Source organism: Saprospira grandis str. Lewin, from assembly GCF_000250635.1.
Taxonomy (GTDB): domain Bacteria; phylum Bacteroidota; class Bacteroidia; order Chitinophagales; family Saprospiraceae; genus Saprospira; species Saprospira grandis.
Genome location: NC_016940.1, coordinates 2,758,352 through 2,783,745, shown reverse-complemented (window position 1 = coordinate 2,783,745; position 25,394 = coordinate 2,758,352). Strand labels below are relative to the sequence as shown.

Annotated in this window: 12 protein-coding genes and 1 tRNA gene; 7 read left to right on the top strand and 6 right to left on the bottom strand. The window is 47.2% G+C overall.

Going from position 1 to position 25,394, the window contains the following annotated elements; translation table 11 throughout:
* Positions 1–344 precede the first annotated feature (344 nt).
* The 3 genes from SGRA_RS12320 (at position 345) to SGRA_RS12310 (ending at position 3,720) form a co-directional block, all read left to right on the top strand.
* The gene (locus tag SGRA_RS12320) at positions 345–1,124 is read left to right on the top strand and encodes an MbnP family protein (protein ID WP_015693045.1); all 780 of its coding nucleotides are present in this window, start codon (positions 345–347) and stop codon (positions 1,122–1,124) included.
* Between the two features lie 3 nt (positions 1,125–1,127).
* Positions 1,128–2,330 carry a cytochrome-c peroxidase gene (locus SGRA_RS12315; protein ID WP_015693044.1) on the top strand — a complete coding sequence of 401 codons (1,203 nt, stop codon included), beginning with the start codon at positions 1,128–1,130 and terminating at the stop codon, positions 2,328–2,330.
* A gap of 340 nt (positions 2,331–2,670) precedes the next feature.
* Positions 2,671–3,720: a YihY/virulence factor BrkB family protein gene (locus SGRA_RS12310; RefSeq protein WP_015693042.1), complete on the top strand. Its 1,050-nt coding sequence runs from the start codon at positions 2,671–2,673 to the stop codon at positions 3,718–3,720.
* A 53-nt stretch (positions 3,721–3,773) separates the two neighbouring features.
* Here SGRA_RS12310 and SGRA_RS12305 read toward each other — a convergent pair whose 3' ends face one another.
* The 5 genes from SGRA_RS12305 to SGRA_RS12285 form a co-directional block, all read right to left on the bottom strand.
* Positions 3,774–4,874 carry a LysM peptidoglycan-binding domain-containing protein gene (locus tag SGRA_RS12305; RefSeq protein WP_015693041.1) on the bottom strand — a complete coding sequence of 367 codons (1,101 nt, stop codon included), beginning with the start codon at positions 4,872–4,874 and terminating at the stop codon, positions 3,774–3,776.
* A 331-nt stretch (positions 4,875–5,205) separates the two neighbouring features.
* Positions 5,206–5,478: a 50S ribosomal protein L27 gene (gene rpmA / locus SGRA_RS12300; RefSeq protein WP_015693039.1), complete on the bottom strand. Its 273-nt coding sequence runs from the start codon at positions 5,476–5,478 to the stop codon at positions 5,206–5,208.
* Between the two features lie 58 nt (positions 5,479–5,536).
* The gene (gene rplU, locus SGRA_RS12295; RefSeq protein ID WP_015693038.1) at positions 5,537–5,842 is read right to left on the bottom strand and encodes a 50S ribosomal protein L21; all 306 of its coding nucleotides are present in this window, start codon (positions 5,840–5,842) and stop codon (positions 5,537–5,539) included.
* Positions 5,843–5,983: 141 nt separating this feature from the next.
* Positions 5,984–6,073: transfer RNA gene (locus tag SGRA_RS12290), tRNA-Ser, on the bottom strand.
* Positions 6,074–6,376: 303 nt separating this feature from the next.
* Complete coding sequence (locus SGRA_RS12285) at positions 6,377–7,027, bottom strand: MarR family winged helix-turn-helix transcriptional regulator (RefSeq protein WP_015693037.1); 651 nt, start codon at positions 7,025–7,027, stop codon at positions 6,377–6,379.
* A gap of 115 nt (positions 7,028–7,142) precedes the next feature.
* Here SGRA_RS12285 and SGRA_RS12280 point away from each other — a divergent pair, with 115 nt between their 5' ends.
* The 4 genes from SGRA_RS12280 (at position 7,143) to SGRA_RS12260 (ending at position 15,053) form a co-directional block, all read left to right on the top strand.
* Complete coding sequence (locus tag SGRA_RS12280; protein ID WP_015693036.1) at positions 7,143–9,638, top strand: TonB-dependent receptor; 2,496 nt, start codon at positions 7,143–7,145, stop codon at positions 9,636–9,638.
* Positions 9,639–10,556: 918 nt separating this feature from the next.
* Positions 10,557–12,287, top strand: coding sequence for a tetratricopeptide repeat protein (locus tag SGRA_RS12270; protein ID WP_015693034.1), 1,731 nt, complete (start codon positions 10,557–10,559; stop codon positions 12,285–12,287).
* A 49-nt stretch (positions 12,288–12,336) separates the two neighbouring features.
* Complete coding sequence (locus SGRA_RS12265) at positions 12,337–14,184, top strand: hypothetical protein (RefSeq protein ID WP_015693033.1); 1,848 nt, start codon at positions 12,337–12,339, stop codon at positions 14,182–14,184.
* A gap of 29 nt (positions 14,185–14,213) precedes the next feature.
* Entirely contained in the window at positions 14,214–15,053 is an 840-nt protein-coding gene (locus SGRA_RS12260; protein ID WP_015693032.1) for a hypothetical protein, read from the top strand.
* A gap of 474 nt (positions 15,054–15,527) precedes the next feature.
* On the opposite strand, the gene SGRA_RS12255 is transcribed toward SGRA_RS12260, so the two are convergent.
* Positions 15,528–25,157 carry a T9SS type B sorting domain-containing protein gene (locus SGRA_RS12255; RefSeq protein WP_015693031.1) on the bottom strand — a complete coding sequence of 3,210 codons (9,630 nt, stop codon included), beginning with the start codon at positions 25,155–25,157 and terminating at the stop codon, positions 15,528–15,530.
* Between the last annotated feature and the right edge of the window lie 237 nt (positions 25,158–25,394).

Sequence of the window (25,394 nt, the reverse complement as noted above, 5' to 3'; positions counted from 1 at the left end):
CGGTATAGGTAACTGCTGCTACAGACTAATTGGTCCAGCTTTTTTATCTTATAATAAGAAATTTTGGGGCCGGAGAAAAAAGGCAAGCGTAAAGCCATTTGTTGAGCGGCCTAGCGATGTGCAGGGGGGGCCGAAGGCCAGACCGAGCCGCTGCAAGCGGCGAAGGGCCGAGCAGAGAGCGAGCCCCGAAACGTAGCGCCTGCCGCAGGCAGGAGGCCCCAGCCCCGAAACGACAACAAGCCCTTTAGGGCGCAGTTCGACGAGCGAAGGGAGTAACCGCCTGCTGCAGGCAGGAGGCCCCAAAATAATAGAATCAGACTTGTTTATTCACTTAATTTTGACTTATGCGTTATTTATCAGCATTTTTAATTTTGGCCCTAGTGGGTTGGGCTGCATCTTGTAAAAAGGACCCTGTAGATCCTCCGGTGGAGGAGACAAAAAACCTGACCTTAAACTTCAAGGCGCAATTTGATGGGCAGGCCTTGCCGATGTTTACGGATGTTACGGCCCCGAATGGAGAAAACTTTCAGTTGCAAGTATTTAATTTTTTTCTTTCTTATATAGAAGTGCAAAAAGAAAATGGCGATTGGGTATTGGTGGACAGTTCGGCCTACGTTAATTTTAATAGCTTGGTCGACTTGGCGGATGCTGAGGCTGGGGTTGATTTGAGTTATAGTTTGGCGGAGACGGGGAATTTTACGGCCATTCGTTTTGGTTTGGGGGTAGCGCCTGATTTGAATGCCATGGACCCTGCGGACTTTAGCAGTGCGGTGGCCTTGGGGGATGCGGGAAATTACTGGACTGCTTGGGACAGCTATATTTTTACGCGAACGGAAGGTAAAATTGATAGTTTGCCAGCTGCAGCGGGTGGAGATGTTAATTTTCTCTATCACTCTGGGGTAGATGGCATGTATCAGCAAAAGAATTTCAGTAAACAATTCAATTTGGAGCAAGCGACCAGCTTGAATTTTACGATTGATATAAAAGAGGTATTTTACAAAACGGGGCAAGAAATTCCGATTGCGGACAACAACGTCAGTCATTCTGGCGACCCCAGCACTGCCGAATACGCCATTGTAAAAACCGTTATTACGAATATGGGCCAGGCCCTAGAATTGCAATAAACTATGTTTAAAAAATCCCTTCTTTACTTGAGCTTAGGCTTGGGCAGCTTGTTACTTTTGGAAACGGCCTGCGACCCCAAGCCCGATGACATTGGTCCGGTTTCTCCTACTGTGGGGAGCTTGGATAGCATTCCGTATAACCCAGTAGCCTATGACTACCCTGAGATTAACGGCTTACCGACCATGGAAGAGCCCAGTGACAATAGAGCGACAGAAGCGGGGGTTAAATTGGGTCGATATTTATTTTACGAGCGAAAACTCTCTATAGACAGCAGTATTTCTTGTGCCAGCTGTCATCATCAGGATAGGGCCTTTACCGATGGGAACCCTGTGGGAATAGGGGTTGGGGGTGCTGTGGGGACCAGAAACAGCATGTCCTTAATCAATGTGGGCTACAACTGGAAACAAAACAGCCAGCACAACTTCAACTGGGACGGCAAATTTGCCAGCTTAGAGGAGCAGGTGCTTTCGCCAGTAGAGCACCCCTTAGAAATGATGAGCAATTGGGAGGATGTGATGCAGCGTTTGAAAGCGCATGAGCATTATCCTCGGATGTTTCGTCAGGCCTTTGGGATAGAACATATTGATGAGATGAGCAAAGAATTGGCGGCCAAGGCCCTTGCTCAATTTCTACGGACCCTCAACTCGGCAGATTCTGAATATGACCGAGACGAATGGGTACCTTTTGAGTATATGAGTGAGGCGGCTCAAAGAGGGAAGCTGCTCTTTTTGGGAGATGCGCTGGGCAGTGCCAGCACCAAGGATGCGGAATGTGCGCATTGTCATAGCTTTACTCGGGATGCGGCTATTTTTGCCCGCAATAGTTTTTCTAATAATGCCATTGACTCGGTGAGCAGCTTTATGGAATTTAGTGATAACGGATTGGGAGATGTTACGGGCTCGGTCGTAGACAATGGTCGATTTAGAGAAGTGAGTTTGCGAAATGTGGGCCTTACGGCTCCTTATATGCATGATGGTCGTTTTGCTACCTTAGAAGAAGTTTTGGACCATTATACCGAGCACACCTCAGGGAGTAGGGGGCCGAATGTGGCCAATGAGCTCAGCACTGCGCCAGAGCTGCCTCATTTGACGGCCCAAGAAAAACAGGACATCATTGCCTTTTTGCATGCCCTGACCGATACTAGTTATGTCAATAAGGCCGAATGGGCTGACCCATTTTTGCAAGCAGACCCTTGGGCCGAATAAAATGCAGTTTTTAGCGCTTTTTTTAGATAAATGGAAGCTTATTTAGACTAAAATCATACGGTTTTATAATAAAGCCTTTGCTTTTAGCATTAAAAATCTCTATTAAGATGCCTTTTTTATGGATTAAGCTTGTATTTTTACTAATGAACTGTATCATCTCTGACTGATACTTTTGGAGCTGTAGGTTAAAGCAATACTACCCCATATGAGTGAAATTTTCCAAGGCTTACGCTCGTTTGATAAGATGAAACGTATACCTACAGCAAGCAGATTGCCTAATTGGCAATCTGCTTTTTTTTATATCTACTAATCTCCCTATTTTGAGGAAAATCAGCTAAGCATGTTACGCATTTTTAGAAATTTTTTCCGGCTCTATCTTCGTCCGATTTATTTGGTTATTCAGGCCACAATAAATAGCTATGGGCAAGACCGAGTACAGCGGATGGGGGCGGCCTTGGCCTACTACACCATCTTTTCTTTGCCAGCCATTTTGATTATCATTATTGGTTTGGTGGGCTTCTTTTTGGGGGAGGCTGCTGTAGAGGGTCGTATTTACGACACCATTGTTGAGTTTGTGGGGGAGGCTGCGGCTGAGCAGATTCAGAATGCGGTAAAAAATATTGGCAGTCCGAGTACCAATTGGTTAGCGACCATTTTGGGTTTGGGCTTTCTGATCTTTTTATCTACTCATATATTCTATGCCTTACAGGAGGCCCTAAACACCATTTTTGGGGTGAGAGAGGTCGCTCGAAAGATGCAGATTGTGCAAATGATCATCAATCGGATTTTATCTTTTGGGATGATTCTCAGCATTGGGGGGCTCTTGGTCCTTTCTATCTTACTCAACGGACTAATTTTGGGGCTCAGCACCTATATCAAAGGGCATCAGGATTGGGTGGCTAGTCATTTGCCAGATCAATTGGCGCCAGCGGTAAGCTATTTTACCTCCAACTTTTTGGTCTTTCTCAATTTGGGGGTATCTATTCTCATCATTGCGATTTTCTTTATGTTGATGTATAAGATTTTGCCTGCGGCCCGTCTTCGTTGGCGCTACATCTGGTGGGGCTCAATATTTTCGGCCATTTTGTTTTGGTTGGGTCAGTTGCTGATGGGCTACTACCTCAGCCATACAAGTATTGTGAGTGCCTATGGGGCCACGGGCTCGCTCATTATCATTTTGCTTTGGGTTTATTATTCGGCCCAATTGATTTTTATTGGAGCCGAGTTTATTAAGGCGATTTGTGAATACAGAGGGGTTATTATTCAGCCCAAGGCCTTTGCCAAGAAGATGCAGAAAGAGCGGCAATGGGTCAAGAAAAGTCGCCGAAAAGACGATAAGGGTCGGGTCATAGAACTCTATGAAAGTCCCTTACCCAACGAACTGATTTAAAGTAGCAGGGCCCCCAATCTTCTCAGATTGGGGGCCCTTTATGCTAGAGTAATTTATTGAGGAATTTTGATTTTGGCTCCTACGAAAAAGCCTTCTACCCTACCCCAACGTTGTAATTGGCTCTTATTTAGCGCCTTGATGGCGGCTATGCTCACATTGAATTTACGGGCCAACACACCTAGGCTATCGCCTCTTTGCACCCTATAGATTTTGGGTGTTTTTGGGGGTTCTGGACGAACCGGCGTTTCTTTTGGAGGCTGCCCCTCTCCTACTTTTAGCTTTTGGCCCAAAGACAGGCGCGCCCAGTTCACGCCTGGGTTGGCGGCAGATAACTTGCTAAAGGAAATCCCTAGCTTTCGAGCAATGCCATAGCCGGTATCTCCAGATACCACCGAATAATATTGAGTTGTAGCTTGTGGCGTGGGTGTAGGTGTCGGCTCCTCTTCTTGAGGGCTTGTTGTATTGTTATTGCTTGCTGTGTTATTAGTTGGGCTAGTTGTTCCCCGAAAAACATCTAGAAAACTAAAGACTTTGCTAGCGTACTGGCTAATTTCCTTAAACTTAGCGGCGGTATCCCAGCTGAGATTAAAGCGGGTCACTACATCTTGAATAGCGCCTTGCAGATGCGCCCGCTCTAAAAAGTCCATTTGTGGGTTGGAGCTAGCAGCGGCTTGGGCGCGTTTGAAGGCCTTCATTACGGTATATTCGCCAGCATTGTAGGCCGTGAGCAACATAGGGGCATCCTTGGGATCATTGGCCGAAATGGCTAGGCCGGTCATGCGGCTCAGGCTACGGGCCTTTAGGATGAGGGCTAGGGTACCAATCAAGGTATTTAAAGAAGCATCGGCCCAAACATCATTTTTATCTCGGTCCAAATACTCGCTCAATTTGGTGTTTCTGTAGCGCAAATCTGGATATTGCTTAATCGTGGCGATCCAGGTCTGCCGAGTGATTTGCATCAGGCCCTTGGCCCCGCTATAACGGCCTGCTCCTGCTCGAGCATTGCCTGAAGACTCTACGGCTACGATAGCTTTGAGCAAGGCGGCCTCTACCTTGAGCTGTTGTCCGTAATAATCTAGTACGGGCTCATAACGTCGAATATTGGCTAGGCGGCCAGCTATATCTTCCTGACTAAATGTGTGTCGAGCAATCATATTTTAAGGGGATTTTTTGAATGAATGATAATTTGGGGCCTCAGCTGCGGCTTCGCCTTGCTGCGCTACGTTTCGGGGCTCGCAGGTCTGCTCGGCCCTGCGGCGGCTTTGCCGCCTAGGTCTGGCCTTCGGCCACCCCTGCACATCGCTAGGCCAATTGCGCTAGCCCTCGGTTACTCCCTTTGGTCGTCGAACTGCAGCCTAAAGGCTTTGTTGTGGCCAATTGTGCGCCCTAAAGGGCGAAAAAGGGGCTTTGCCCCTCAAAATAAAAAAAGCTTTCTCCAACCCAAGGGTCAAAGAAAGCTTTTTTATATCATTGATGTGAAATTTCCTAAGAAACCACTTCTACTTCTGCAGGGATGATATTCACGAAAGTGCGATTTTTATAGCCTTTCTTGAATTCTACGATACCGTCGCAGAGAGCAAAAAGAGTAAAGTCTCTACCTTTACCCATATTTTCGCCGGGGTGGAATTTTGTACCACGCTGACGAACGATAATGTTTCCAGAGCGAACGAGTTGACCGCCGTATTTCTTTACACCGAGTCGTTTACTATTACTATCCCGTCCGTTGTCCGTACTACCTACACCTTTCTTGTGTGCCATGACTTTATATGTTTAGCGTACTAATTTAACAAATAATGAACTTCGCATAGATATAAGCCTATGCAATGCTGTCAATCTTGATTTTTGTGAAAGATTGACGGTGACCGTTTTTCTTGCGGTAGCCCTTACGGCGCTTCTTTTTGAAAACGATTACCTTGTCACCTTTTAGGTGCTCTAATACTGTGGTGTTAACTTTAGCCTCTACGGTAGGCTGACCAACTTGGTAAGTGTCGTCTTTTGCTAGGAGGAGTACTTTATCAAAAGTAACTTGATCGCCCTCTTTAGCATCCAGACGATGAACAAAGATCTCCTGACCCTCGCTCACCTTAAACTGTTGTCCTTTAATTTCTACGATTGCGTACATCTTACCTGGATGAGTGAAAATGAATAATTAATAAAATTGCGTACTTGCCTTTTGGCAGCGGGCAAAAATAATATTCTTTTGAGAAAGAAAGAAATTTTGGCCCAAAAAAATAAAGCCTGATGGTTAACCATCAGGCTTTTGTGGCGGAGGTTGAGGGATTCGAACCCCCGGACCCCGTGAAGGGTCTTCGGTTTTCAAGACCGACGCATTCGACCACTCTGCCAAACCTCCTGCGTAGAAGAACGATATCGTTCCGTCCTTGCGATTGCAAATATAGGGCGGGTATTCGGTTTGTCCAAACTTTTTCACAAAAAAAACCTAGACTTTTTGAAGCAAAAGCGATAACTCTCTCATTTTCAACCTAAAGAAATTTTATTTTTTTGCGTCTAGAAAGGCGCGCAGCGCCTTGGCTGAGGGATGGGCAGCAGTGCGGCGAAGCCGCAGACCCAGCCAGCTTGCTGGCGCAGGGCCGAGCGAACAGCGAGCTGCGAGACAGCCCGACCCGACCGCAGGGAGGGGCAGCCCCAAAAAAGACTACTCCCCTAATTTTTCGGCTAAAATAGCTTGCATATCCTCTTGATGAGCTTGGTAAAAGATGGGATTATGATAGACATTTAGTTTTTGGAGCAAGTAGTGCAGCTGCTGTTGTTCCTTGGGGCTGAGGGGGGCAATTGCCAATTGGCCGAGCTGCCCCATCTGCGGCAAAAGCTGCATAATGAGGGCCTCCCCCTTTTGTGTTAAGGAGACCAATTTTGCCCGGCCATCGCTGGGATCGGGGCGGCTGCTGATGAACTGGCCTCTTTTCAGGCGGCGGATAATTTCCATGCCCGAGCTAAACTCCATCGTATTTTTATCGATGAGTTGTTTTTTCTGCATGGTTCCATCCACCAATAGGCTGGCTAGAAAACCAAACTCATCTATGGTAGAGATGGGCTCATCTTTAAACTTTTTCTTGAGGTAAAAGCGAAGATATTTATAATTAAGGGTAACTAACTGAGTAATTTGGGCGGCTAGGTCGCCTTGTAGAGGCATTGCGGGCTCTAGTTCGGTTACATTATCCACCTCAATATCCTGTTCTAGAATCCAGTAGGCAAAATCCTTGGCCGTCCAATCGGCCTTGGGTCCCTCCTCTTCGAATGCGGCCAAATAAGGCAGCAAACGAATCAACTGATCGTATTTCATCATACTATAAAAGCATATTTGTTGAACGATTTAGCGGTAAATCTTAAACAAAATTAAACAAATCAAAAAGTGTTGTGTTTCCGCTGCATATTAAACGCTAAAACTGTATAAAAAGAGCATGAACGCACTAAAAAACTTTAGCTTAGGGAGTATTTGGATGGTTTCCATTCTTTTATCGCTGCCTATTTGGGGACAAAACGGCTTGATTAAAGGACGAATTTTAGATGCCAAAAACAGCCAACCTATTATGGGGGCTAGTGTGGGTATCCCTAGTTTGGGCCTTGGCGGTATCAGTAATTTGGAGGGGGAGTATGAAATTGCCAATTTGGAGCCCGGCTTTTATACGCTTACCGTAAGCTATTTGGGTTATGAGAGCCAGACCAAATCTGAAATTCAAGTGACCAACTCTCGGCCCGCTAATATCGACTTTTTTTTAGAAGAAGAAAGTGAAGCCGTAGAAGAAGTAGTGATTAAGGCCTCTCCCTTTAAGCAAAAAGCGGAGAGTCCGACCTCTTTGCAGACCATTGGAACGGCAGAGATTCAGCGGAATCCGGGGGGAAACCGAGATATTTCTAAGGTCATTCGGATTTTGCCTGGGGTGACCACCACCAATTCTTTTCGCAACGACCTAATTATTCGGGGGGGAGCGCCCAATGAGAACCGCTTCTTTTGGGATGATATTGAGGTACCGAACATTAACCATTATGCTACTCAGGGGGCTTCGGGTGGGCCGCAGGGTTTGCTCAATGTGGATTTGATTTCGGAGGTAGACTTTTTTAGTGGGGCTTTTCCGGCCAATCGGGGCAATAGTTTAAGCTCGGTCTTTAATTTTCGGCAAAAGAATGCCCGAGACGACCGTTTGGGGCTAACGGCTAGCGTAGGCGCCACGGATGTTTCCTTGGCCTTAGAGGGACCTTTAGACAAAAACAAGAACCACAGCCTATTGCTTTCTGCTCGTCAGTCTTACCTTCAATTTTTATTTGATGCCATTGGGCTTTCTTTTTTACCCACCTACAATGATTTTCAGTTTAAGTGGCAATACAAGCTGCCCAATAAGGACCTATTTTATGTAACGGGTTTGGGGGCCATTGACCGTTTCAAGCTCAATTTGGATGCTAATGAAACCCCAGAGCAGCGCTATCAGCTGGATAATATTCCGGTGAACAACCAATGGAACTATGCCATTGGCGCGGTCTATAAGAAGTTTCAGAAGAATGGCTATTATACCTTTGTTTTGAGTAGAAATATGCTCAACAACGACATTTTCAAGCATGAGGAAAATGACGAGAGTCTGCCCAGAACCTTTGATTACAACTCTCAGGAGAGTGAGAACAAATTGCGTTTAGAGCATAGTCTTCGCTTGAAGGGCGACTATAAACTGAGTTATGGTTTGGGCTATCAATACGTTCGTTATTTTAACCGCAGCAATTTGCAAGCCTTGGTGGGCGGATCGCCTCAGCTAGTGAGTTATCAGACGGAGCTGTTTTTTCATAAGTATGCGGCTTTTGGTCAAATTAGCAAGCGGTTTTTGCAGGACCGCCTCAATCTTTCTGTAGGGATGCGCTTGGATGGCAATAGTTATTCGGAGCTAATGGCCAATCCCCTAGAGCAGTTTTCGCCTCGTTTGGCCCTTTCTTATGCCATTACGCCCCAGATTAGCTTTAATGCCAATGCTGGGATTTTCTATCAGTTGCCAGCCTATACGGCTCTTGGTTTTAGAAGCAATGATGGGAGTTTGGCCAATCAGGATCGCCTGAAGTTTATTCGCAATCAGCAGTTGGTGGCGGGTTTTAGTTATTTGAGTGAAACGGCCAGCAAGATTTCGGTAGAGGCCTATTATAAGAAGTATGATAATTATCCCTTTTTGCTCAATGAGCAGATTGCCTTGGCCAACTTTGGGGCTGATTTTGGTGTGGTGGGCGCTGCCCCTCTCGATGATCGTGGAGAGGGCCGTAGTTATGGACTAGAGTTCTTGTTTCAACAGCGTCTATACAAAGGCTTTTATGGCATTTTGGCCTATACTTTGGGCCGCTCTGAGTTTAAAAATCAGGCGGGAGATTATGTGGTTTCTTCTTGGGATAGCCGTCATATTGTGAATGCGGCCTTGGGCAAAACGATTCCGATGATGAACCAAAAGATTCGCAAGGCCCGCAACGAAAAGCGAGAAGCCAAGGGAAAATCGGCCATTACGAAGGCGCTGGTTAATCAGGAATTGCAATTGGGTTTAAATATCCGTATGCAGACGGGCTTGCCTTATACGCCTTATAATGACAGCCTTTCTGCTTTGGTCCAAAACTGGAACAGCTTTAATGAGGGACTTAGAGATTACAGCCAACTCAATAGCGAGCGGACCAATTTATTTTATGGAGTTGATTTTCGGGTAGACTATAAATGGTATTTTCCCAAATGGAGCCTACAGCTCTACTTTGATTTGCAGAATTTCCCCTCTCAGGCGGCTAGTCAGCCCCGCCTAATTTTGGAGCAGGGCGATGATGGCGATCAGCCCGTAACGATTATCAATGAGGGGCAGCCCGATGCTGCTTATTTGCTCAGAAGCATAGACAATACGAGCTCGGTAACGGTGCCTTCTATTGGGGTCATTATTCAGTACTAATTGGATTTTGGGGCTGCCCCGCCCTGCGGGCGGGTCGGGCTATGTCGTGGCTCGCTGTTCGCTCGGCCCTGCGGCGCTTGCAGCGCCTGGGTCTGCGGCTACGCCGCCCCACTTTCTATCCCTCAGCCAGATTTGATCGCGCTGCTTTGGCCATCCTTTGCTATGAATTTTTGGGTAGACCAGCTATTTTTTAAGGGCATAGCCTTCGCTATGGCCGAGAAAAATAGGGCCGACTAGCAGAAAATTGCTGCAAAGGATAAAAGTGAGTGCGTTTAAATCTGGCTATTGCCTGCGGCCCTTCGGGCCTGCAAAACCGTTTAAGGCAGGGAGAAAACCCATTACTTTAAGGCTTAATTACTTTCCTGATTTAGAGAGGAGGGTCAAAACTATGGTTTTGGCCTTCCTTTTTTTGGGCCTGTTTAACGTTTTTTCTGCGCCTAACCCCTAGGCCCTGATTGATATTTTATCCTACCTGTAGGTTGAAACCTACAGCAACAAAAGCGGCCATACTAACTGCAATAAAAATGAGCCGATGGTTAAAACCATCGGCCCATAACGAATTCTAATAAAAGTTAAACCCTACAGCATATTAGGGGAGAGCAGCAAAGCCGCCGAAGAAAAAAGCTCGGCTAAAAAAATTGGCTGAGCGGCTGAGGGATAAAAAGCAGTGGCCCGCAGGGCCAGACCCAGGCAGCTTTGCTGCCGCAGGGCCGAGCGAACAGCGAGCTGCGACATAGCCCGACCCGACCGAAGGGAGGGGCAGCCCCAAAACAGCAAACTAATTGAACAAAAACGCAGGAGCTCCATAAAAAACACTATCTTATAAAGGCCTATAAGTGAAGCTATTAAAAGGCTTGTCACAAAGGGCGGCGAACTATAGCAACATTCCTCCATTTTTAACCCAGAAACAACCACTCTATGAGTTTTACAGAAAAAAGGGCTGCTTTAGAGCAACTATTTGAGCAGCAAGAATTTGAGGCCTTAGTGAAGCAGGGGGCGCCCTTAATTTTTGAGTATGAGAACGAACTAGACATTGACTTCTTATTGCTCTTGGCCAAGGCGGCCAAGGCGGCTCAGAAAAACGGAAAATATGAGTATTTTTTGTTTAAGGCCCGAGAAAAAGAGCCAGACAACCTAGCGGTATTGCTTCTTTTGGCCGAGCATGAAATTCTTTTTGGCAGTAAGCTGAGCGCTAGAAATCATTTGGAGGCTATTTTGGAAATTGATCCGGCCCATGCCAAGGCGCATTCTTATTTGGGAGATCTTCTATTGGATCAACTATTTTATGACAAAGCCTTGCTCCATTATCAGAAAGCGATGCAGAGTCATTCTTTGGCCAAAAATGAGCAAGAGCAGATTGCGGTATCGGTAGTAGATATTTATCAGCGGTCTAGGTCGACAGCGGAAGCTTTGGCCTTTTTGGAGCAATACTTTCCGAAAGAAAAGTTCCAGCTCAACATAGAGAAACTTCGCTTAAGGTTGTACCAAACAGATTCGGCCTATAAGGCCGATTACAAGGCGAGTTTAGCGCTTTTGCATCAGCATTTGCCCAAAGAAGTGATTTACATCTTGAATTTGGCGGCCATTGAGCCAGATGCAGTGGCGGCCATTGCGCTTTATGACAAAGCCATAGCTTTGGAGCTGAGTGAAAAAGAGAAAACCACCGTCTTAAAAAAGCGGGCCTATCGTTTGGTACAGGCCGAGGAATGGGCCAAAGCGGTAGCGGATTATGATGCTTTGATTGTGCGAGAAGAGCAGCCTTTATACTTTGAGATGCGGGCGGAGGCCAAAGAGCAATTGAAAGACCTCAAGGGAGCTTTGCAGGACTATAGTCAGGCCTTAAAACTGGACGGTGCGGCTAGTCGCTTACTTAAAGCCAGAGGTTTACTGTTTGCCAAGGCCAAGCAATATGATCGAGCTGCGGCGGATTTGACTGCGGCGATTAAGGAAACGGGCAGCATGGGTCTGGCAGAGCTCTACTATCATTTGGGGGTAGTCTATACTAAAAACGGGGATCGGAACAATGCCGTTAAGATGCTCATCAGGGCCGACCAACAGGGCTTTGCCAAGGCAACTGCCTATTTAGAAGAAAAATATCCGGAGCAACTACAGAAAGTGCGGGCCAACAGTGCCGATAAAATCCGGGCAAAATATGAGGCAGAATTTGCGCGCAACGCCCAATCGCCAATTTTGCAACAAGCTTTTGGTCAGCTTTGGACGCCCAATATGTCAAAAATCATAGCGGCCTCAGAAAAAGAGCTGCTAGAGCTGCCTGCCTTTTTGAGCAAGCAAGTACTGGACAAAATGTCTAAGGAAATGCTATTGATCACCCCAGAGGGTTTACTTTTCTTTGAAAATGGGGCCGAAGTTCCCTTAGAAGCCTATTACCGTGTAGAAGTAGAGTCGGAGCATGCTATTTTGTTAACTGTTCAGCCGGTCAAGGGCGGCAGTTCGAGCAGTATGCGCATCTCCTTTTTTGAGGGAGAATTGCTCTTGCACTACCCCGTGCTAGAAGTCGATTCGGCGGCCAAGTACTACTATCCGGTAGAGCAGCCTTCGGCGGATCAGCTAGAGAAATTGAACAAAAAGGCCTTGGCCTTAAACTACATGCCAGCTATTGAAGCTGCTATTGCCGAAATAAATACCTAATTAACAGTCCCCATTTGAGGTCTAGATCTCATTAAAGTAAAATTACATTATGAGCCAAGAAGTAAAAGAATTTAAAGCCAAGCTGCAAGAGTTTGAGACTGCCGCGAACAAGCTGCAAACTTATTTAAATGACTGTCAGCAATACCTGGATGAAAAAATACAGGCAGAAAAGGAAAACATCCAGCAACAGCTACAGACCTTAGAGAGCTACTTAGCAGGAAACCCTGCAGAAAGGCTGAGTCAGGCGCCTGATCCTGGGGCTGAATTTACTAGAGTTTTGCAAAAAGCCAAGCAATTAGAGAACGACATTCGGTCTAAGGAATCCTTCATACAGTCCTATGTAGAAGAAGCCCTAGGAGACAAGCTCAATGCGGTAAAGTCGCCCTTTATGACTTATAGTCTTTATCGTAAGATGATAGAGCGAGAAATCAAGGAAGATAAAGTTTTTGTTGCAGCCAACACCAGCCAGCTACTCAAGACGCTTGAAAAAATGGTCGCAGTTGAAAGCAATAAGGATAAAAAGGAGGCGCTCACTGTGGCGACCAAGCACCTCAAGCAATTTTTGAGCAGCTTGAAAGCCATAGACTACAGATCCCTTCAACAGCGTGATATTGATCTGCTGACTGCGCAGTTTAAAGATGCGGCAGAGAACTATCATCATAGCGAGGGATTTTTCAGTCGTTCGGCCACCAAGGGTTCTTTAAAGAAGCTGACCAAAGATAATTTAGGACCATTAGCGGATTCTTTTGGTTTGGCGCTTTTGTATGGGGAGGCCCATCAGCCCAATGGTATTTTGAATAAGTGTGACCAATATCAGGAAGAGCTAGATGACAAAGTGAAAGCCCTGAGCAATAAGGGGCAGGCGGATGCTTCGGTTAAGGCCAGTTTAGAGAAATTTGACATTTTATACATAGAGCCCTTAAAAGATGCCTTTAAGGAAGCTGATCCTGAGGGTGCCCAAGCGGTTATTGAGCAAGTAGAAGCTACAGCAGTACCTGATCAGATTGACTGGATTCGCAAGACCTTTGGTTTGGCCAATTGGGCCTATGAAAACTTTGGGGCTGCGGCCGGGAAATATTTGATAGAGAAAGCCAATGGCCAAGCTACAGAAGAAGGACAACAGCCTACTATTTCTACAGGAGACCTATTAAAGTATAAAATATCGACTCCCGACTATGAGGTCAACCTAGATGTTCCACTCTTTGATTTGGGCTTTGTGGATGCAGGCTTAGAATTGGGAGCGGCCTTCAAGGCAGCTTTTGAGGTAGCTGGTGCATTGACCCTACACAACTTCTTTGATCCCAATATTGAAAAAGTTGTTAGTGGAAACATTGGGGCTTCAGCTACTGCAGAGGCCAAAGCCTTTTTGGGCATCTATGTGGCTATCTTAAAAATTGTCAAGGCATCGGCTAGAGCCGTTTTAGCTGCAGAGGCTGCAATTGGAGGCGAGGCTGCGGTTAGTTTGAATAAGGGCAACATTGCTGCGGCGACTAATTTTGCCTTTGATGCTGAACTAAAAGGTGGCTTGAGCTTTAAGGGCTACTTAGAATTTGCGATTGGCGCAACGGCTATCATCAAGGCTATTTTGGATACGATCGGCATTCCTGCCGAGGCCAAGCTACAATATCCAGAAAAAGGCAATGAACTCGTTATTTTGAATGTAGAGCGGGCGGCTAGCATGCATGCTCATATTCCATTTCAGAAAAAAGACGTTCCTTTTCCCGCCAAAGAATTTGACATCAGCAAGGGCGAATGGTTGGTGGAATACCCATTCATTGAAGATATGCAAAAGTTCTTCAGTGATAAGTTTTCAAAACTAACGAGCAAAACCATTGATATGGAGCCGCTTACGGCCCAGGAGCTAGAAACCCTAAAGGCTGAGTACGCCAAATTTTAATGCCTCATCCCACTTAAAATCAACTGATTATGAAAGCGAAGTTTAAAAGTCCAGATTTCTTAAAAGAGAAAGGAACAGATTTTAATATTAAGTTGCTCAAGCAAGCTGTTAAAGGCGATCTAAGTAGCCCGCTCAAGTTTTTCTATGACACAGAATTTGACTTTGGAGAAGAGAAATCGCCGCTGATGTATATTGGCGAGGGGGTTCCTTCTGCCTGGAAAAAATACATCAAGGAACAAAAAAAATCGGCTTCTTTTGTTGCGGGCCAATGCCGTTTAGATGCGGAGGGCAACCTTCAGTTATTGGCAGAGCTAGGCAAGGGCCAAAAGCCTGCGGTACTCAAAGCGCTCAATAAGAGTTTACTTAAAAAATGTAAGCTGCAAGCCTATTTTGTCGACAGTCTAGAGGAGGCCGCGGCAGGAGCTGAAGCAGTAGCCGCAGCTAGTTCAGATACGGCTTTAGAAGATAATAGCATGGCCTTGCGTTTGGCGGCCCTGATCGAGAATGGCCAAGCCTTAATTAAACGCATTGACCCGGTGATTGCCGAGCTGGAGCAACCACTAGCCGATATTCGTTCTACTATCGTGACAGACGCCCTTATTCAGTCTGTACAATCAGGACTTAAGGTCATCAATTCTGTTAACCTAAACGCCTTTTTGGGCAATGCCCAAGCCGCTTTGGCCGAAGCTAAAGAGGAGGCCGAGGTTCAGGAGCTAGACAAAGTTGTTGCTGAAGTTAAAGCCAAACAACCGATTTTAGCCCAAATTGCTACCAACAGCGCTAAGGTTGATAAGGTCAAAGACCCTATGAGTAGCGATTTTGCCCCCATCAGCGATGATCCTTTCCGTACTTTCTTAGGGCAGCTCTAAGGAGCTCATCCTACTAATTTTTAGCTAAGAGACTCTTTTTAAGGGTCTCTTTTTTTTGGGGCCTGCCGCCTTCGGCGGCCGGGCCCTTGCGGGGCTCGCAAGCCTGCTCGGCCCTGCAGCCCTGCGGGCTTGGGTCTGGCCTGCGGCCACCCCTGCAGGCACCTAGGCCAATCCTCCCCTACTGCTCAGCTACAAGACGCTTCGCGCCTTCAAGCTTCGCAGGCTCGCGCCAAGCGCGCCCGGCCGGCGGCTGGCGGCGGCCACAACATTCTCTGCACTTGAGCTAATCTAACCCTCAATATATTCCATTTCAGGCCTAGTCCTCCCCTGCGCCGCCCCCGCCTGGGGGCTGGGCTCCTTTGGCCTTGGAGGCCAAAGCGCCCAGCATTACGATGCCCCCCTCCGGGGCGCATCCCCCATAAAAAAAGGGCTGTCGGATTTTCCGACAGCCCTAAAATCTATGGCGTCATTAGATTAACGAAGCAAATTCACTGCGCCCTTAATCACTGCCGTCTCTCCATCAATATAGAGCACCTCAGCATACCAAGCATAAGCCCCAGAATTCATTGGCTTGCCCTTAAAGCTACCATCCCAACCCTGCAAAGGATCATTAGGATCAAGGTCTACACCTTCATACACCAACTCCCCCCAGCGGTCATACACTCTAAACACCAATACCTGCTCTACCTTCTCATCGCCCTGAATAAAGAAGCGGTCATTATTCCCGTCATTATTCGGCGTAAAGGCCGTAGGTGCAGCGGCGTTTCTAGGCTTCTCCATCTTCACCACAATCGAGCTATCCTGCATACAGCCAGAAGCATTCATGGCCGTAAACTGATAAATACCCGACTCATAAGGCGTAATATCCATCATTAGACTACTATCCAGCAATGCTCCCGAGTTAATCTCGGTCCACCACCAACTAGCTGCAGTCGTATCATTCAAGTCCGCAAAAAGCGTCAAGGTATCGCCATACTCTAGCACATACTCCACCTCGCCCGAATCTAAGGCCGGACCAAAGCTCGTGATAAAGAAGGGATCTGCCGCTTCTACCGTCACCAAAGTATCAAAGAGACAACCATTGTTATCTTGGACATACAAAGGATAAATCCCCGCTTCCAAGCCCACAAAAAGGTTACCGCCCTGGAACGTCAAGCTATCTAGACTATAAGTATAGCCGCCCAACAAAGTCGATCCGCCCGTTCCATCCAACTGAATGCTTCCGTTCGCATCGCCCACACAGGCCACGCCTGTGATATTGAGGTTGCCAATACCTACTTCCGTCGGATTCGCCAAGCTAATGCTCGTATCTACCTTACATCCGTTAGCATCTTCCACATTAAGCGTATAGTTGCCTGCCGCTATGCTATCCAAACTAGGCGTTACCACCCCATTGGACCATAGATAACTGTAAGGCGAAGTTCCTCCAGCTACCGTAGAGCCCAATGCTCCTGTACTGTTGTTGTAGCAATCTACCGCGCGAACTTGGTTCAAGCTCAACTCTAGTTCCGCAGGCTGACCCACTTGGTAGCTAAAGCTATCCACACAGCCACTAATCGATTGGACCACCACGCCATATTGGCCAGCAGCTACAGCCGTAATGCTTGTGCCCACAACTCCATTGCTCCAGTAACTCGCCTGCAAAGGCTCATTCGAGTTCGTAATGCTAATCGAACCCGTAGAAGCCCCATAGCAATCTACATCATCAATCGCTACCGTAATGCTCAAGGCCAAGGCCTCGTCTACTACTGCCGTATCTACCTGCGTACAGCCATTAAGGTCGGTTACACTCACATAATAAGTGCCTGCAGAAAGGCCAGTCGCTACATTCGTCGTCTGACCCAAAGGATCTGACCACTGATAGCTTAGAGTTCCTGTTCCACCAGAAGCCATCACCTGAGCGCTTCCATCTGCGCTGCCGCTACAGCTAGCATCGGTTACATTCACAATTTGGCTACTGATTCCTGAGCTTTCATTTACTGTTGCCGAACGGACCAGAGAACAGCCGTTCGCATCTGTAATCGTCACACTATAGCTGCCTACTGTCAAGTTCGAATTTACATCCGTACTCGCTCCATTCGACCAAGCATAAGTATAGTCTCCATTGCTGTTTGGCGTTCCACCACTCACAATGGCCGTAATTTGACCAGAAGCTCCACCAAAGCAAAGCGCATCCGCAGTATTTAGGGTCGCCACTAGCTCACTAGCGGGTTCACTCACAATAATCTGACTGTTGGTCACACAACCATTCGCATCCGTTACGCTGACCACATAAGTACCTGCGGCCAAACCGCTAATACTTTGGCCAGTCATTCCGTTGGACCAAGCAAAGCTGTATGGTAGGGTTCCGCCACTCAAGAAGACCGTGGCCGTTCCATCGGCTCCCCCTTTACAGTTCACCGCCGTCATCCGAATCGTATCGACGACTAGGGCCGCAGGTTCTACCATATTGACATCCAAGGTCGTGCTACAGCCATTGGCATCTGTTGCCGTCACTGTATTTATGCCAGCGCCTAGGCTTGTTGCCATCGCTGTGGTCTCGCCATTGGGCCAGAGATAAGTATAAGGGGCAGTCCCTCCGCTAGCCACTACTGTAGCCGTTCCATCTTGATCGCCATTACAGCTAGGGTTACTGCTCGATACAAAGCTCAATACTACAGGATCTGGATTTTGTAGCAAAACTTGTTCTGTTACAGAACAACCTTGGCTATCCACTACTACCACTGAGTAAGCGCCTGGCGCTAGGTTCATTGCAGTAGCTGTAGTTTGTCCATCCGACCAAAGGTAAGTATAAGGGGCGGTTCCTCCTGTGGGAACTGCCGTAGCGCTACCGCTATTCGCTCCAGCACAGGCGGCTGTATTTGTCGTAATCGTTGTAGTCAACAAGCTAGGCTCGCCGATCACAATACTTTCTACCAGCTCACATGCATTGGCATCGGTTATCGTCACGCTATGCGTTCCTGCCGATAGCCCTACTGCAGTCGCCGTTCCTTGGCCATCTGACCAGAAGTAAGTGTAAGGCGTTGTTCCACCTTGTACGCTTACTGTAGCATTACCATCTGTACTTCCGTTGCAGCTAGGTGCATTGGCGCTCATGCTAGCCGTTAGGGCTGCGGGCTCTTCTACTTCTGTAGTAGATACCATATCACAACCATTGGCATCCGTGACCGTCACCTCATAAGTACCGGCCATTAGGCCCGTAATAGTGGTGCCCGTCATACCATTATCCCAGTTGTAACTATAAGGAGGCGTTCCACCGCTAGCGCTTACGCTAGCCGTTCCATCGCTTCCCCCTGCACAAGATACATCCGTATCGCTTAGGCTCAACTGAATGGCCGTGGGCTCCGTAATCGTTACCGAAATGGGCAATACACAGTTGTTTCCATCTCGGACCTCTACGGTGTAGGTCCCTGCGCAGAGACCCGTAAAGTTATTATTGCTGCTAAACACATTGCCTGTTTGGCCAGGACCTAAAATGCGGTATTCATAGCCATTTACGCCCAAAGTACCCGTTCCAGATACGGCGGTAGCGATAATTTGGCCATCGCAATCATTGGCACAGAATACATTCACTTGCTGGATTGTCGCATCCAAAGGTACTGGATCAACTAAGCTGATGCTATCAATAGCGGTACAGCCAGAAGCATCCGTTACCGTTACGGCATAAGTCCCTGCCGCCAAGTTGCTAGCAATTGTACCATTTTGAGCTTGGGCCCCAGACCAAGCATAAGTATAAGGGGCAACTCCACCACTAGCGGTGACCTGAGCTGCTCCATCTGCTGCACCAGGGCAGCTAATTGCTGCGCCGTTATAGTTCGAGTATTGTTGAACGTTGAGCACAATTGCTGAAGGTGCCGTAATTGTTGCAGAAGCCGAAGAAGTACATCCTCTAGCATCCGTTGCCGTCACTGCATATGTACCTGGCGCTAAACCATCGGCAGTAGCTGTAGTTTGTCCATCAGACCAGATAAAGGTATAGTTAGGGGTGCCACCCAAAGCGTCGGCAGTCATTTCACCATCACTATCTCCAGCACAAATAGGATTAACAGGGTTAATAATATTGACCACCACAGCCGAAGCGGGTTCGCCTACAAAAGTGCTAAGGGTAACAGAACAACCATTGGCATCAGTTACTGTCACATCATAAGGACCAGTAAGCAAATTGCTAATTTGGAAGCCAGACTGCCCATTAGACCAGTTATAGGTATAAGGAGGCTGTCCACCTGTTGTTGTTGCGGTAATTTGACCATCATTAAGGCCATAACAGCTAATAGAGTCGGTAACTAGTGTAGAGACTACAGCTGTTGGCTCTATAATATTGACACTGTCAATAATAAAGCAACCATTGGCATCGGTAATCGTTACGGACTCCATCCCTGCAGCTAAGGCAGTAGCCGTAGCGGTAGTCTGGCCATTCTCCCAAAGGTAAGTATAAGGAGCGGTTCCGCCAGAGGTGCTCACCGTAGCTGTTCCATCCGTCAACCCATTACAGCTAATTGTACTGCTATTAAAGATAGGAGTGGTTAGTGCGGTAGGTTGGTTAACCGTTACGGTAGTATCTACAGCGCAGCCATTAGCATCTGTTACCGTCACGGTATGTTGGCCAGCAACTAGACCAGTAGCCGTAGCAGTGGTTTGGCCCATAGCAGACCAGAGATAAGTATATCCTGTAGCGCCTCCTGTAGCCGTTACCGTTGCGCTACCGTCAGCACTACCAAAGCAGAGTGCTGGGCTAGTTGTTGCAGCCAACTGAATAGCAATGCCATCTGCTACAGTTTCGCAGATACTAAAGGTACAGCCTTGCACATCAGTTACCGTCACGCAATAATTTCCAGCGACTAATCCGGTTGCGGTAGCCGTAGTTTGGCTTCCTGCAGCGGCATCCCAGAGATAAGTATAAGGTCCAGTCCCCCCTGTAGGAAGAACCGTTGCGGTTCCATCTGCACTACCAAAGCAGAGTGCATCGGTTGTGCTTGTAGTTGCACTAACAGCAGTGGCAGGTTCCCCTACCGTGGCTGTTTCTATAATATTACAGCCATTGTCATCTGTAATAGTTACTGTATAAGTTCCAGCGCTAAGGCCAGTGGCCGTAGCTGTTGTTTGTGCGGGGCTTGTGCTCCAGTTATAGGTATAATCAACAGCTGCCGTTCCACCAGAAGCGACAACGGTTGCCGTACCATCAGCTCCGCCAAAACAAAGAGCATCTGTAGTTGAGCTAGTAGCAGAAAGCGCCACAGGCTCTGTTAGTGTAATACAATTTGTAGCGGTACAGCCATTGACATCAGTGACTGTTACACAATAAGAGGTATTAGCAGCTAGTGAAGTAGCGCTAGCAGTTGTTTGGTTGCCCGTGTTAGCATCCCAAAGGTAGGTATATCCACCTGATCCGCCAGTGGCGGTAGCAATCGCTTCTCCATCGCTACTTCCGTTACAGCTAACATCTTGACCATTATAGTTAGAGCTAACGGCCAAAGAAACTGTTACGGCAGTGGGTTCATTGATGACTACAGAATCTAGGGTTTGGCAACCATTGGCATCTTCAACTGTGACAAAATATTGTCCTGCTGCTAGGTTGCTTGCAGTTGCGGTCGTTTGTGCTGCAGCATCGCTCCAGCTATAGGTGTAAGGAGCTGTTCCATCTGTTGCACTAACCGTAGCGGCACCATTATTTCCTGCATTACAGCTTACATCTGTACTCGCCTGCATAGTGGACAATAGCGGCAGTGGTTCATTTACCGTTACGCTAGCTACAGCTGAGCAGCCTAAGCTATCGGTAACTGTTACGGCATAAGTGCCCGCACAGAGGTTCGTGGCAATAGCCGTAGTTTGGCCATCAGGCCAGAGGTATAGATAACCAGCAGCAGATGGTGTTCCACCTGTGGGTAGGGCCTCTACTTCGCCATCACAGTTGCCTGCGCAGCTAATATCTTGGCCATTATAGTTAGAGATTACTCCTGCGGTTAAGCTTAGCGCAGCGGCGGGTTCTACTACAGTGACTGTTTCTGTAATATTACAGCCATTATCATCTGTAATAGTTACCGTATAAGTTCCAGCACTAAGGCCAGTAGCCGTAGCGGTAGACTGAGCTGGCGTTGTGCTCCAGCTATAAGTATAATCAGTAGCTACCGTTCCACCAGAGGCGACAACGGTTGCGGTACCATCGGCTCCACCAAAGCAATTTACATCCGTAGTTGAGCTAGTAGCCGAAAGCCCCGTAGGCTCAGTCAGTGTAATACAACTTGTAGCCGTACAGCCATTGACATCAGTAACTGTTACACAGTAAGAGATATTAGCGGCTAATGAGGTGGCGCTAGCAGTTGTTTGGTTACCTGTGTTGGCATCCCAAAGGTAGGTATATCCGCCTGATCCTCCAGTAGCGGTAGCAATAGCTTCTCCATCGCTACTTCCGTTACAGCTAACATCTTGACCATTATAGTTAGAGCTAACGGCCAAAGAAACGGTTACTGCAGTGGGTTCATTGATGACTACAGAATCTAGAGTTTGGCAACCATTGGCATCTTCAACAGTGACAAAATATTGTCCTGCAACTAGGTTGCTTGCCGTTGCGGTCGTTTGTGCTGCAGCATCGCTCCAGCTATAGGTGTAAGGAGCAGTTCCATCTGTAGCACTAACCGTAGCTGCACCATCAGATCCTGCATTACAGCTTACATCTGTACTCGCCTGCATAGTGGACAATAGCGGCAGTGGTTCATTTACCGTTACGCTAGCTACAGCTGAGCAGCCTAAGCTATCGGTAACTGTTACGGCATAAGTACCTGCACAGAGATTTGTGGCGATAGCCGTAGTTTGGCCATCAGGCCAGAGGTATAGATAACCAGCGGCGGCGGGCGTTCCCCCGACAGGGAAGACTTCTGCTTCGCCATCGCAGTTGCCTGCGCAACTAATATCTTGGCCATTATAGTTAGAAGTGACTGCAGCCGTAGCGGTCACTGTTGCCGTTGGCTCAATCACCGTACTACTTTCTGTAATGCTACAGTTATTATCATCTGTAATGGTCACGGTATAAGTTCCAGCGCTAAGGCCGGTGGCCGTAGCGGTAGTCTGAGTTGGCGTTGTACTCCAGCTATAAGTATAATCAACGGCTACAGTTCCACCAGAAGCGACAACGGTTGCCGTACCATCGGCTCCGCCAAAGCAATTTACATCTGTAGTTGAGCTAGTAGCAGTAATCGCGCTAGGATCTGTAAGCGTTTCACAAGCGGTAGCGGTACAGCCATTATTATCGGTGACCGTTACACAATAAGTGCCTGCGGCCAAGCCTGTAGCTACAGCTGTAGTTTGGCCATCGGGCCAGAGATAGCTATAGGGCGAGGTTCCTCCGGTGGCGGCGGCAGTCAATTCTCCATCGGCTGCGCCTACACAAGAAATATTTTGGCCATTATAGTCTGAACTAATCGTATTGCTCAGTTGCAAGACTGTAGGTTCTGATACCGTTACGGTTGCGGTTGCGGTACAGCCCGTTGCTTCAGAAATGGTCACAGTATAGGTTCCTGCGGCTAGGTTAGTTGCCGTTGCTGTTGTTTGCGATGCGGCATTGGCATCCCACTGATAAACAATGGGGGGCGTAGCAAAAGCCAGGGCTACAGTTGCAGAACCATCGGCAGTTCCATTACAGCTAGTTGCGGTACTAGAAGTAATAGGGTTAATACAGCCAGAGGCACAGCAAGAATGTGTAGTCGAAGGTCCATCTGCGCAACTTCCTCCAGAAAGGGCATAAATGGTTAAGTCTACACATTGTCCAGGAGTGAGTCCTCCTACCGAATAGGTTGTATTCGTAACGGCCTGATTAAAAGCGGGGCCACCATTAACGCTAATGCTATATCCTCCTGAGCCAAAAATAGGCTGCCAAGAGAAATAGACATCTGTAGCTGTTACCGAATCACAAACAATAATTGGTGCTGGATAAGCGGTATCAATTACAGCATTAAAGTTCGTTGTATCGCTACAGCCAAATGTATTTTGAGCAATCACCTGGTACTGCGTGTCTACAGTTGGAGAAATAATGCTACTGTCACAATTTGTACAGCTAATATTATAGTTAGGTGACCAATAAAAGCTAGCTGCAGATTGGTCATTAAAGGTAATGCTCCAGTTGGTTACGGTACAAGGTACCCCACCCAAACTAGGGGCAAGATTATGTTGAATCCGCAAAACCCATTGTCCATTGGCTGCGCAGCCATTGAGTCCTCCAAAGCCATTTGCGCCAACGGGAATAAAGTCTGCATTATTAGGAATATCAGAAAAGGGCGTGCTATAAGCCGTGATTGCCTGTGTAGCATCTGGGGTAAAACAAGCTCCAGTTAATCCTCTATCGTTAATTCCACCTTGGCCACTCATTAGGGGTAAGATACAGCCGGTAGGAGAAATCAAGAAAAGGTTGAGGTCACGGACAAAACCGTTTCCGCAAGTCATATCTAGGCAGACAGACTGAATAGAGGTAGAGAGAATATCTACAGGAGCGATTCCTGAAGTAGTAATTGGAATATCGAGAATAGAGTCTGGCTGAATGGTTGCCGTTCCGCTAAGTGTAAAGGTCTGTGGTCCAGGTCCAGGTTGTACAGAAGCGAAGACCTGAGCCGAGTTTCCATTACAAATTGTTACATCTGGAATGGGGTTAATTACTGCTGGGAAAGGAGCGCTTACATCTACGGTATCATGTTGAACACAAGAGCCATCGGTATAGGTACAAATTAGGTCTACAGTGTCGAGGACATAAGCTGTAGGATTATGCACATTGGGGTTATCGAAGAGGGCGGCTGGCGACCAGGAGTAGGTCCCTGGAGCTGCAGCCCCACCAAAGCCCAGCGCTTCTAGCTGAATCGTATCTATGCTATTGGGGCAGATAAACTCTTTACTTAACTCCAGCTGAAGATTTTCCAGGTCCAGTCTATAAGAGATAGCCTGTTGTGCCGAAATGGGGCAAGCATTATCTTCTATAAAGGTGACAAAGGTATAGGAGCCTGTCGCTACACTATCCGTAGGAATTGTAAAGCAAACAGTAGCCTCATTAAAGTTGGCCGTAGGATAGGTGACCGTATAAGTAGCTCCGGGGATAATGTTACCAATATTAGAGCTAATCGACAAAGAGTCAGCAATATCAGGATCCGAAACATTGAGGCAGAGGTCCAATTGGTTACCTCCACAAACATTGATGGCAGTTACTAGTCCTGTAGTATCTAAAACGCCTTGGTTTACGGTGAAGCTATCTATTTGAGAAGAAGTATTTGTACAGTTATTAAGGACCACAATAACCACCTCTCTTCGGCTAGTATTGATGAGCACGCCATTGCGGTACTCCTCAATGGTAAAACCGACTACAGCATACTGTGATTGGTTGGCACAGGGGGTAAAGGCGATTTGCCCGGTACTAGGATCTAGCGTAAAGGTATTATTCGTACAAAAAGGCTCTGTAGCGGTAAATCCAGCGCTATAGGCAATACTACTAGAGGCCCCATCTAGGGGTTCAGAAATAGAAAACACCAAAGAGTCTCCATCGGGATCTTGGGCGTCATGGCTATAAAAAGCGGGCTGTCCGGCACAGGTATAAAGTACGGGAATCCGACCAAACTGGGGACTACTATTACAAGGTGCGCCCCATTGAGGGTGGTTCGAGTTAATGACCGTTTCTACATAAGTGGTTCCGGTGCTACTCAGGTTAGTGATGGCCGAAGTTCGGCAGCATTCGCTAAAGCTAACCACTAGGTTAGAGCAACCGGTACCAATTGTGGCTACCCCTTGATAGATATACTGCTCTACCCCGGGTTGGCTACCGCCATTACAGCTAGAAGTAGAAGGATCGCAAAGTTGTGATTGGTCCGTTACGGAGACCTGCGAAAGGGTAATATTAGTGGTTACCCCACAGCCATTTCCTCCTGAAACAGAAAGAGAGGTTGCCGAGGGCGTAATTCCGTCGCAATCTCGATAATAGACCAAAGTAAATTGGTATTGGCCCACAGCGGGGTCAATGCATTCATAGGTTAAGTCTACCGCTACTCCATGCGAGGCATAGAGTTGAGGCAGGCAAAACAGGCTGAGAAGCATAACGGCAAAATACCGAAAAACTAATCGTAAAGGGGAGCTCATTTAAGTTGCTTTTGATTTTAAAATAAAATCAGTTTTCCAAGGCTGATTCTGTACTTTTCTTTTGTAATTTTGGCCAAAAGTAGTTGATATTTGGGCATAGGCCCAAAAATTCAGCTAACATTCAATCTAGGCTTATAAAAACCTTAACAGTTTAGGCGGCTTGGCCTTAAGCTTTTGATAGCACTGGCTTGACTTTGGCTTAACTTCAGAACGCAACATTTGCCTATTTTGTATATT

Excerpts from the sequence above, each read along its gene's own strand:
- SGRA_RS12320 (WP_015693045.1), top strand. The coding sequence starts at position 345 with ATGCGTTATTTATCAGCATTTTTAATTTTGGCCCTAGTGGGTTGGGCT.
- SGRA_RS12315 (WP_015693044.1), top strand. The coding sequence starts at position 1,128 with ATGTTTAAAAAATCCCTTCTTTACTTGAGCTTAGGCTTGGGCAGCTTG.
- SGRA_RS12310 (WP_015693042.1), top strand. The coding sequence starts at position 2,671 with ATGTTACGCATTTTTAGAAATTTTTTCCGGCTCTATCTTCGTCCGATT.
- SGRA_RS12305 (WP_015693041.1), bottom strand. The coding sequence starts at position 4,874 with ATGATTGCTCGACACACATTTAGTCAGGAAGATATAGCTGGCCGCCTA.
- rpmA (WP_015693039.1), bottom strand. The coding sequence starts at position 5,478 with ATGGCACACAAGAAAGGTGTAGGTAGTACGGACAACGGACGGGATAGT.
- rplU (WP_015693038.1), bottom strand. The coding sequence starts at position 5,842 with ATGTACGCAATCGTAGAAATTAAAGGACAACAGTTTAAGGTGAGCGAG.
- SGRA_RS12285 (WP_015693037.1), bottom strand. The coding sequence starts at position 7,027 with ATGATGAAATACGATCAGTTGATTCGTTTGCTGCCTTATTTGGCCGCA.
- SGRA_RS12280 (WP_015693036.1), top strand. The coding sequence starts at position 7,143 with ATGAACGCACTAAAAAACTTTAGCTTAGGGAGTATTTGGATGGTTTCC.
- SGRA_RS12270 (WP_015693034.1), top strand. The coding sequence starts at position 10,557 with ATGAGTTTTACAGAAAAAAGGGCTGCTTTAGAGCAACTATTTGAGCAG.
- SGRA_RS12265 (WP_015693033.1), top strand. The coding sequence starts at position 12,337 with ATGAGCCAAGAAGTAAAAGAATTTAAAGCCAAGCTGCAAGAGTTTGAG.
- SGRA_RS12260 (WP_015693032.1), top strand. The coding sequence starts at position 14,214 with ATGAAAGCGAAGTTTAAAAGTCCAGATTTCTTAAAAGAGAAAGGAACA.
- SGRA_RS12255 (WP_015693031.1), bottom strand. The coding sequence starts at position 25,157 with ATGAGCTCCCCTTTACGATTAGTTTTTCGGTATTTTGCCGTTATGCTT.